We start from the raw sequence: 807 nt of genomic DNA on the forward strand, positions 1-807 counted from the left end.
CCGGCGCTCGCTGGAACTCCTGGCCGAGTTCACCCGCCGGCAAGACGGACGCTTTGAAGTGGTGCTCAGGGGGCGTCCCGCGCTCTCCGAATTCCCGGATTTTCATGCCTTTGTCGAAGCCGAGCCCTGGCTTTCCTTCCGCGGTCCCTATCGCAATCCGGAGGACATGGCGGCGATCTACCGCGAGGTGCATTTCTCCTGGGCGATCGATTTCTTCGAGCAGGGCCAGAATTCCGAATGGCTGCTTCCCAACCGCCTCTACGAAGGCTGCCGCTTCGGCGCCGTGCCGATCTCGATGGCGAGCACCGAAACCGGCCGGTTCCTCAAGCAGCAGGACATCGGTGTGCTTTTGTCCGAGGCGACGTCCGAAGGACTCGACACCGCGCTCGGCCGAATGGGTCAGGAACACTTCGGCAAGCTGAAGTCGCGGGTGCTGGCACGCAATCCGCGGACTTGGAGCTACGACCGCAGCGATTGCCTGGCTTTTGTCGACAAGCTGCGCGGCCTGACCGCCGGTCGCGGGAGCTTTGCGACCGAGGCGCTGGCATAGGATGGCTAAGAATGGACAAAACCCGATGACGCGCACGACGGCATCGAGCCTGATCGTCATCCCGTGCCTCAACGAGGCCGCTCATATCGGCGGGCTGCTCCAGCGGCTGCGGCCGGCCGCGGCGCGGCTCGGCGCGCGCATCGTCGTGGCCGACGGCGGCAGCACCGATGGCACACAAGGCATCGTCGAAGAACTCGCTGCGGAGGATCCACGCGTCATCCTGATCGCCAATCCGAAGCGCATCCAGAGCGCGGCGA

The 807-nt window shown here is 65.1% G+C and carries 1 protein-coding gene and 1 pseudogene; both read left to right on the forward strand.

Features of this window, described 5'->3' with window-relative positions:
- Positions 1 to 550: pseudogene (locus EOA75_RS33420) on the forward strand (glycosyl transferase family 1); the annotation flags it as partial.
- A 25-nt stretch (positions 551 to 575) separates the two neighbouring features.
- Positions 576 to 807, forward strand: a 232-nt coding sequence (locus EOA75_RS33425) for a glycosyltransferase (RefSeq protein WP_127326180.1), incomplete at its 3' end; no start/stop codon positions are given.

The sequence above is a fragment of the Mesorhizobium sp. M1A.F.Ca.IN.022.07.1.1 genome (assembly GCF_003997575.1).
Lineage (GTDB): Bacteria > Pseudomonadota > Alphaproteobacteria > Rhizobiales > Rhizobiaceae > Mesorhizobium.